At 73.0% G+C, this 8,915-nt stretch carries 7 protein-coding genes; all 7 read left to right on the forward strand.

The window, feature by feature from the left end; all coding sequences use genetic code 11:
- The first annotated feature begins 151 nt into the window (after positions 1-151).
- The gene (locus F2B26_RS12340) at positions 152-1,843 is read left to right on the forward strand and encodes a peptidoglycan D,D-transpeptidase FtsI family protein (protein WP_235929648.1); all 1,692 of its coding nucleotides are present in this window, start codon (positions 152-154) and stop codon (positions 1,841-1,843) included.
- Positions 1,844-1,871: 28 nt separating this feature from the next.
- Positions 1,872-3,449 (forward strand): UDP-N-acetylmuramoyl-L-alanyl-D-glutamate--2,6-diaminopimelate ligase, encoded by a 1,578-nt coding sequence (locus F2B26_RS12345; protein WP_159809801.1) that lies wholly within the window; start codon positions 1,872-1,874, stop codon positions 3,447-3,449.
- A complete protein-coding gene (locus F2B26_RS12350) occupies positions 3,446-4,891 on the forward strand; it encodes a UDP-N-acetylmuramoyl-tripeptide--D-alanyl-D-alanine ligase (protein WP_235929649.1) in 1,446 nt (481 codons plus the stop codon). The genes F2B26_RS12345 and F2B26_RS12350 overlap by 4 nt, the downstream gene beginning before the upstream one ends.
- Positions 4,888-5,970 (forward strand): phospho-N-acetylmuramoyl-pentapeptide-transferase, encoded by a 1,083-nt coding sequence (gene mraY / locus F2B26_RS12355; protein WP_159809803.1) that lies wholly within the window; start codon positions 4,888-4,890, stop codon positions 5,968-5,970. Before F2B26_RS12350 ends, mraY begins: the two co-directional genes overlap by 4 nt.
- A complete protein-coding gene (murD, locus tag F2B26_RS12360) occupies positions 5,971-7,380 on the forward strand; it encodes a UDP-N-acetylmuramoyl-L-alanine--D-glutamate ligase (protein WP_159809805.1) in 1,410 nt (469 codons plus the stop codon).
- A gap of 56 nt (positions 7,381-7,436) precedes the next feature.
- A complete protein-coding gene (locus F2B26_RS12365; RefSeq protein ID WP_235929650.1) occupies positions 7,437-8,690 on the forward strand; it encodes an FtsW/RodA/SpoVE family cell cycle protein in 1,254 nt (417 codons plus the stop codon).
- 16 nt (positions 8,691-8,706) lie between these two features.
- Positions 8,707-8,915, forward strand: a 209-nt coding sequence (locus F2B26_RS12370) for a glycosyltransferase (protein ID WP_201292723.1), incomplete at its 3' end; no start/stop codon positions are given.

Below are 8,915 nucleotides of genomic sequence, written 5' to 3' on the forward strand. Positions count from 1 at the left end.
GCGGAGCCGTTCCGGTGGCACCGTGAGGCCCGTGCCGTCCTCCCGCCAGCCTGCTGCGCGCCGTCCGGCGACGAACGCAGCGCGCCCCGGACGCAGCCCCTTCCGCCGTCGGCGACGTGGCGGCGTCGGTCCGGTCGGGTCGCCTCGTCGGGTGGCCGCCCTGGCCGTCGTGCTGCTGGCGATCGTCGGTGTGTTCGCGGGCAAGCTCGTCGTCGTGCAGGCCGTGGACGGCCCGACGCTCGCCCAGCAGGCGCGGGACGCGCGGCTGTCCACCGTCACGGTGATCGGATCGCGCGGGCAGATCACCGACGCGACCGGTGTCGTGCTCGCCGGGTCGGTCACCCGGTTCGACATCAGCGTGAACCAGCGCCTCATCCCCAACTTCAAGGGCGGAGACGGCGTGCCTGCCGGTGCCGCCGGGGTCGCCCAGACCTTGGCGCCCCTGCTGGGCATGGACCCCGCCGAGCTCGGCGGCAAGCTCGTCGGCACCAGCGCGTACAAGTACCTCAAGAAGGGTGTGCTGCCGACGGACGCCCGGCAGATCGCCGCCCTGCGCATCAACGGCATCAACGTCGAGCAGACCGCCGAACGCGTCTACCCCAACGGCACCCTGGCCGGCGACATCATCGGGTTCACCAACTCCAACGGGCAGGGCCTGCAGGGACTCGAGTCGGCGCTCAACGCCCGGCTCACCGGCACCTCCGGCACCCTCACCTACGAACGTGGGGGCAACGGCCAGGCCATCCCGGGCGGCTACCGCTCGGGCGAGGCCGCCACCGACGGCTCCTCGGTCCAGCTCACCATCCGCGACGACGTGCAGTGGAAGGCGCAGGACTCGATCGAGCGTGCCGTCAAGGAGTCGGGCGCCAGCTCGGCGGAGATCGTCGTGATGCGGCCCGACGGGGAGGTGCTGGCGATCGCGGACAGCTCGACGATCGACCCGAACAAGCCCGGGGCGGGTTCGGACGGGGCACTGCTGAGCGCCGTGTCCGACGTGTTCGAACCGGGCTCCACCGGCAAGGTCGTCACGATGGCCGCAGCCCTGGAGACCGGCGCGGTGACGCCGACCAGCCAGTTCCAGGTGCCCAGCACCTATGCGATCGGCTCGCAGATCTTCCACGACTCGCACGACCACGCGCTGGAGAACCTCACCACCACCGGCGTCCTCGCGGAGTCCTCGAACGTGGGCACCGTGCAGATCGGGCAGAAGATGTCGGCCCAGACGCAGTACGACTACATGTCCAAGTTCGGGTTCGGCTCACCCACGGGCATCGAGGTGCCGGGGGAGTCCGCAGGCATCCTGCACCCGGTCGACCAGTGGGACGGGCGCACCCGGTACAACGTGCTGTTCGGTCAGGGCGTGTCGGTGACCGCGCTGCAGGCGGCCAGCGTCTACGCGACCATCGCCAACGGCGGTGTGCGCGTCGCACCGCACCTGGTCAAGGGCTGGACCGCACCGGACGGGACGTTCACGCCGTCGACCACGGCCGCGAGCACGCAGGTGGTCTCGCCGCAGACCGCCGCCACCGTGACGACCATGCTCGAGTCGGTGGTCGACGACGGCACCGGTGGTGCGGCGGCGGTCAACGGGTACCGGGTCGCCGGCAAGACCGGGACGGCCCAGGACATCGCCACCAACGGCATCACCGCCTCGTTCATCGGCTTCGCCCCGGCGGACAACCCGCAGGTGGTGGTCGCGGTGGTGCTGAAGAACCCGAAGACGTCGATCTACGGCGGTGTCGTCGCAGCCCCGGTGTTCTCCGAGGTGACCTCTTACACCCTCACGGTGCTGGGCGCGGCGCCCAGCGGGGCGCCGGCGACGCTGTTCCCGACCACCTGGTGAACCGGTCGGTCACGGTAGCCTCACCCTCATGACCTCCCCCCAGGGTCGACTGCGGCCGCAGCACCCGACGACCCGGCGGCTGGCGGACCTGGTGGCACCCCTCGGGCTGCGTCCGGCGGTCGGTGCCGCGGCGGACCTCGTGGCACAGGTCGAGGTCACAGGTGTCGCGATGGGGTCGGCCGACGTCGAGCCCGGTGACCTGTTCGTCGCCGTTCCTGGCCTCAAGGTGCACGGCGCACGCTTCGCCGAGGACGCCGTGCGGGCCGGTGCGGTCGCCGTGCTCACCGATGCCGCCGGTGCGGACCTGGTCGCCGGCGACCCGGGGCTGGCCTCGGTGCCCGTGCTGGTCGCCGACGACCCGCGGGACCTGGCCGGTCACGTCGCGGCGGCGGTCCACGGCCGTCCTGCGGACGACCTCGTGACGGTCGGGGTGACCGGGACCAACGGCAAGACGACGACGTCCTACTTCGTCGACGCGGCCCTGCGCGCGGTGCACCCGCTCACCGCGGTGCTCGGCACGGTCGAGCTGCGGATCGGCGACGAGGCGATCGAGAGCCCGCGCACCACGGTGGAGGCACCGGTGCTGCACGCGATCTGCGCGCTCGCGAGGGAACGCGGTGCACGGTCCCTGGTCACGGAGGTGTCCTCGCACGCCCTGGCCCTCGGGCGGGTGCACGGGCTGGTGTTCGACGTCGTCGGCTTCACCAACCTGCAGCGCGACCACCTCGACTTCCATGGCGACATGGAGCACTACTTCGCCGACAAGGCACGCCTGTTCACCCCCGAGCAGGCCCGCAAGGCGGTCGTCGTGGTCGACGACGAGTGGGGTCGGCGCCTGGCGGCGCAGACGGCGCTGCCGGTCGAGACCGTCGCGACGCACGCCGGTGCGCAGGTGGCGGCCGACTGGGTCGTCGAGCAGGCCGACATCGGCCTCGACGGTGTCGGGTCGCGCTTCGTGCTGCGCGGTCCGGACGGCGTGCGGCACGAGGCGAGCAGCCCGCTGCCCGGGCTGGTCAACGTCTCCAACGCCGCGCTGGCGATCGTGCTCGCGCAGGCCGCCGGGGTGCCGCTGGACGTCGCGATCGAGGCGGTCGGCCACGCGCACGAGATCCCGGGGCGGATGGAGCGGGTCATCGAACGTGGCCAAGGGCTGCCGCTGGGGCTGGTCGACTACGCGCACACCCCCGACGCCCTCGTGCTGGCGCTCGAGGCGGTGCGACCGATCACGCCCGGGCGGCTCGTCATCGTGCTGGGCTCGGACGGTGACCGGGACCGTGGCAAGCGGCCGATCATGGGGCGGATCGCCGCGGAGCTCGCCGATGAGGTGGTCGTCACGGACGAGAACCCGCGCTCGGAGGACCCGGCCAGCATCCGGGCCGCCATCCTCGCCGGTGCGCGTGCCGTCCCGGGCGCCACGGTGCACGAGGAGACGACCAGCCGGGCCGCGGCCATCCGACGGGCCGTGGCCGGTGCCCGGGAGGGTGACACCGTGATCGTCACCGGCAAGGGCCACGAACCAACCCAGGAGATCGCAGGCGTGTTCCACCGCTACAACGACCGTGACGTGTTCGCCGCCGTCCTTGCCGAGCACCGGGCGCAGCGGTGATCGCGCTCACGGTCGACCAGGTGCGCGAGGCCGTCGCGGGTGAGCTCGTCGGGGTGCCGGGCTCGGTCATGGTGACCGGTCCCGTGGTGAGCGACTCGCGGCAGGTGCAGCCGGGCGCACTCTTCGTCGCCCTGGCCGGGGAGCAGGTCGACGGGCACGACTTCGCCGCAGCCGCCGTGGCCGACGGCGCCGTGCTCGTGCTGGCCGACCGACCGCTGACCTCGCCCGACGGTGCGCCGCTGCCGTGCCTCGTGGTGCCTGACGTGCCCCGGGCGCTCGGTGACCTGGCGCGCGACGTGCTCTCGAGGCTGCGGGACGCGGCCGAGGAGCCGGGCGGCACACCCCTGCGGGTGCTCGCGGTCACCGGCTCGGTGGGCAAGACGACGACCAAGGACCTGCTCGCCCAGGTGCTCGGTGCCGCGGGGCCGACGGTCGCACCCGTGCGGTCGTTCAACAACGAGATCGGGCTGCCGCTCACCGTGCTGCGGGCCGATGAGAGCACCCGGTTCCTCGTGCTGGAGATGGGGGCGAGCGCGCCGGGCGACCTGACGTACCTCACCGGCGTCGCGCCGCCGGACGTCGCGGTGGTGCTCGTCGTCGGCAACGCCCACCTCGGTGGGTTCGGTGGCGGGCTCGACCAGGTCGCGGCGGCGAAGTCCGAGCTGGTCACCGGTCTGCTGCCCGGCGGGGTCGCGGTGCTCAACGCCGACGACGAGCGGGTGGCCGCGATGGCCACGCTCGCCCCGGGCGAGGTCGTGCTGTTCGGGCTCGGCGACCGTGCGCAGGTGCGTGCCACCGACCTGGACCTGGACGACTCGGGCCGCGCCGTCTTCACGTTGCACGTCGCGGCGCCCGGCCGCCCGCCCGTGAGCGCGCCGGTGCGGCTGCGGCTCGTGGGGGAGCACCACGTGCACAACGCGCTCGCTGCTGCTGCCGCCGCGGTGGAGGCCGGTCTGGACCCGGTGCAGGTGGCCGCCGCGCTGTGCGCCGCCGACGCGCTGTCGCCGCACCGGATGCACGTGGTGGACCGCGCGGACGGCGTCACCGTGGTCGACGACTCCTACAACGCCAACCCGGACTCGATGCGCGCCGCGCTCAAGGCCCTCGCGGTGCTGGCTCGGCCGGACCGACGCTCGGTGGCGGTGCTCGGCGAGATGCTCGAGCTCGGTCCCGGGGGCCGGGAGGCGCACGACGCGATCGGCCGGCTCGTGGTGCGCCTCGACATCGCGCTCACGGTGGTGGTCGGTGCCGGTGCCAAGCCCATCGCCGACGGTGCCGCGCACGAGGGCTCGTGGGGCGAGGAGGTCGTCGTCGTGGACGACGTGGACACGGCGGCGCGGTTCCTGGCCGAGGAGCTGCGGGCCGGTGACGTCGTGCTCGTGAAGTCGTCCTATGACGCGGGGCTGTGGCGGTTGGGCGACCTGCTCGTGGGTGCCGAGTGAAGGCGCTCCTGATCGCCGGTGGGACGGCGATGGTGGTGTCGCTGTTCGCGACGCCGCTGTTCATCAAGCTGCTGGTCGCCAAGCAGTACGGCCAGTTCATCCGGCAGGACGGCCCGACCGCGCACTTCACCAAGCGCGGGACGCCGACCATGGGTGGCGTCGTCATCATCGGCGCGACGCTGGTCGGCTGGGGGGTGGGGCTGCTGGCAACCGGCACACGGCCGACGGCCTCGGCGCTGCTGGCGCTGTTCCTCATGACCGGTCTGGGCGTCGTGGGCTTCATCGACGACTACATCAAGATCTCCCGGCAGCGCAGCCTCGGCCTGTCCGCCTGGTCGAAGGTGATCGGGCAGGGGCTGGTCGGGGTGACCTTCGCGGTCGCCGCGCTGCACTTCCCGAACGCCGCCGGCCGCACCCCGGCCTCGACCCACATCTCGTTCATCCGGGACACCACGGTGAACCTGGCGTTCGCCGGGACGACCGTCGGGATCCTGCTGTTCGTGCTGTGGGCGAACTTCCTCATCACGGCGTGGTCCAACGCGGTCAACCTCACCGACGGCCTCGACGGGCTCGCCACGGGCGCCTCGCTCATCGTGTTCGGCTCGTACGTCCTGGTCGGCGTGTGGCAGAACAACCAGACCTGCCGCGCGCTCGTCACCGCGGGCGCCCGCTGCTACGAGACCCGGGACCCGTTGGCGTTGGCCGTGATCGCCGCGGCGATCACCGGCTCGCTCTTCGGCTTCCTGTGGTGGAACACCAGCCCGGCGCAGATCTTCATGGGCGACACGGGCTCGTTGGCCCTCGGCGGTGCGCTCGCGGCGATCTCCATCCTCAGCCGGACCGAGATCCTCGCGGCGATCATCGGCGGTCTGTTCGTGCTCGAGGTCGTCTCCGACGTCATCCAGATCGGCTGGTTCAAGGCGACCGGGAGACGGGTCTTCAAGATGGCGCCGCTGCACCACCACTTCGAGCTGTCGGGGTGGAACGAGGTGACGATCGTCGTACGGTTCTGGATCATCACCGGGCTGTGCGTGGCGGCGGGGATCGGTGTGTTCTACGCGGAGTGGGTGGCGGGCTAGGTGCAGCAGCTGGAGGGCCTGCGGGTCCTGGTCGCAGGGCTGGGGGTGTCGGGCCGGGCGGCGGTGCAGGTGCTCACCGAGCGCGGCGCGCATGTGCGGACCTACGACGAGAAGGTGCCGGAGGCCGACGCCCGCACACCGGACGAGGTCGGCACGGTCGACGTCGTCGTGACCTCACCGGGGCTGGCTCCGGCGCACCCGGTGCTGGCGCGCGCGGCCGCGGCCGGTGTCCCGGTCTGGAGCGAGGTCGAGCTGGCCTGGCGGCTGCGTGCCGACCGGCCGGGCGGACCCGCACCGTGGCTCGCGGTCACCGGCACCAACGGCAAGACGACGACGGTGGGCATGCTCACCTCGATCCTCGCCGCGGCCGGTCACCGGGTGGCCCAGGTGGGCAACGTGGGCGACCCCGTGGTGCTGGCCGCCATCGACCCGAGCGTCGACGTGCTGGCGGTCGAGCTGTCCAGCTACCAGCTGCACTTCACGAGCTCGATGTCGGTGCAGGCCGGCGCCGTGCTCAACGTGGCGCCCGACCACCTGGACTGGCACGGCTCGCTCGAGGCGTACGCGCGGGACAAGGGGCGGATCTACCACCAGGCCCAGCGTGCCTGCGTCTACAACGCCGCGGACGCGCGGACCGAGCAGCTCGTGCGCGAGGCCGATGTGGTCGACGGCGCCCTGGCGGTCGGCTTCACCCGCGCCGTGCCCGGCGTCGGCCAGCTCGGCCTGGTCGAGGACGTCCTGGTGGACCGGGGCTTCGCCCGGCTGCGGCACACGCACGCGGCCGAGCTGGGCACCGTGGGCGATCTGGTCGCGCTGGCCGGGCCGGACGGCTCGGTGCCGCCGCACGTCGTCGAGAACGCGCTGGCTGCGGCCGCGCTCGCGCTGGCGCACGGTGTCGAGCCCGCCCAGGTGCGCGACGGGCTGCGGTCGTTCGTCCCGGGCGGGCACCGGATCGCGACCGTGGTGCAGGTGGACGGCGTGTCCTATGTCGACGACTCGAAGGCGACCAACGGCCACGCCGCGGCGGCCTCGCTCGCCGCCTTCCCGCCGGGTTCGGTGGTCTGGGTGGCCGGTGGTCTGGCCAAGGGTGCGACGTTCGACGAGCTGGTCGAGGCGCGGGCCGACCGGTTGCGCGCCGTCGTGCTCATCGGGGTGGACCGGGCCCCGTTGCGGGACGCACTGGCCCGACACGCGCCGCAGGTGCCGGTGATCGAGGTGGACGACAGCGAGACTGGCCAGGTGATGTCGACCGCCGTGCGCCGGGCCCACCGGTTGGCCGTCGAGCCTGCGGCCGGCGGTGTCACGGTGCTGCTCGCGCCCGCGTGCGCCTCGATGGACCAGTTCGCGTCCTACGCCGACCGTGGGGAGCAGTTCGCCGCGGCCGCCCGCGCGCTGGCCGACGGTTCGTGACGGCGACCACGGGCCGGATGCGGCCCGCGGCGACCGGTCGTGCCACGGGGTCGACCGTGCGCGACGACCCCCGGCCCGCACCTCGTCGTCCCGCGTCCGACGACCGCCCGGCGGGCCGGCTGCGTGCCGCGTGGTCGAGTCCGCTGACGACCTACTACCTGCTCGTCGGCACCACCGGGCTGCTGTTGCTGCTCGGCCTGGTCATGGTGCTCTCGTCGTCCTCGATCAACTCGCTGGTGCACGGCCACTCGCCGTACTCGGTCTTCTTCGACCAGACCAAGTACGCGCTGCTCGGGCTCCCGGTGATGCTCGTCGCGACCCGGTTGACCGGCCGGTGGCAGCGTCGGCTGGCGTGGCCGGCCCTGGGTGGGGCGCTGGTGTTCCAGCTCATGGTCTTCGTCCCGGGTCTGGGCTGCGGGGCGGGGGGCAACCAGAACTGGGTGTGCCTGCCGGGCTTCTCGGCCCAGCCGTCGGAGACCATCAAGCTCGGGCTCGCGCTGTGGCTCGGGGTGGTGCTCGCGCGCAAGGCCCCGCTGCTGTGGCAGGTGCGGCACGTCGTGGTGCCGGGTCTGCTCGGCGCGGGTGCGGCGATCGGCGTCGTGCTGGCGGGCAAGGATCTGGGGACCACGCTCGTGCTGCTGCTGCTGCTGGGCGGTGCGATGTTCGTCGCGGGCGTGCCGGGCTGGATGTTCGGCGTGGCCGGGTCCGCCGGGGCGCTGGGCGTGGTGGCGCTCGTCATCGACAGCCCGAGCCGGGTGCTGCGCGTAGCCAACTGGTTGAAGGCGGAGTGCACCGACATCTACGGCAGCTGCCTGCAGTCCACGCACGGTACCTGGGCGCTCGGCAGCGGCGGGCTGCTCGGCGTCGGCCTGGGCCAGAGCAGCGAGAAGTGGTCCTACCTGCCGGCCGCGCAGAACGACTTCATCTTCGCCATCATCGGTGAGGAGCTCGGTCTGGTCGGGACGTTGCTCGTGCTCGCCCTGTTCGCGCTGCTCGCGGTGGCGATGCTCCGGCTCATCGTCGGTCACCCCGACCCGGTCGCCCGGATCAGCACGGCCGCCATCTTCGCCTGGGTGATCGGCCAGGCGCTCATCAACATCGCCGTGGTCATCGAGCTGGCCCCCGTCATCGGGGTGCCGCTGCCGCTGGTCTCGGCCGGGGGGTCCGCTCTCATCATGACCATGGCCGCGCTCGGCGTCGTCATCTCCTACGCGCGCAGCGAGCCGGAGACGGCGGCGGCCCTGGCCGCACGTACGGGTGTGCTGCGTCGTTCGATCGCCGTCCTGGGGCGTGCCCGTGGCCGCGCCTGAGCCGGTGACCGGGCCGGTGACCGGACCGGTCAGCGTGCTGCTGGCCGGCGGTGGCACCGCCGGCCACGTCAACCCGCTGCTCGCCGTGGCCGACGAGCTGGCCGCCCGCCGCCCGGGGGCACGGGTGACCGTGCTGGGGACGGCCGAGGGGCTGGAGGCCCGACTGGTGCCGGCGCACGGGCTGCCGCTGGTCGTGGTGCCGAAGGTGCCGTTGCCGCGCCGGCC

Origin of the sequence: Cellulomonas citrea (assembly GCF_009829685.1) — a bacterium.
Lineage (GTDB): Bacteria > Actinomycetota > Actinomycetes > Actinomycetales > Cellulomonadaceae > Cellulomonas > Cellulomonas citrea.

Bases quoted from the DNA above. Each gene is read 5' to 3' on its own strand.
- F2B26_RS12345 (WP_159809801.1), top strand. From the start codon at position 1,872: ATGACCTCCCCCCAGGGTCGACTGCGGCCGCAGCACCCGACGACCCGG.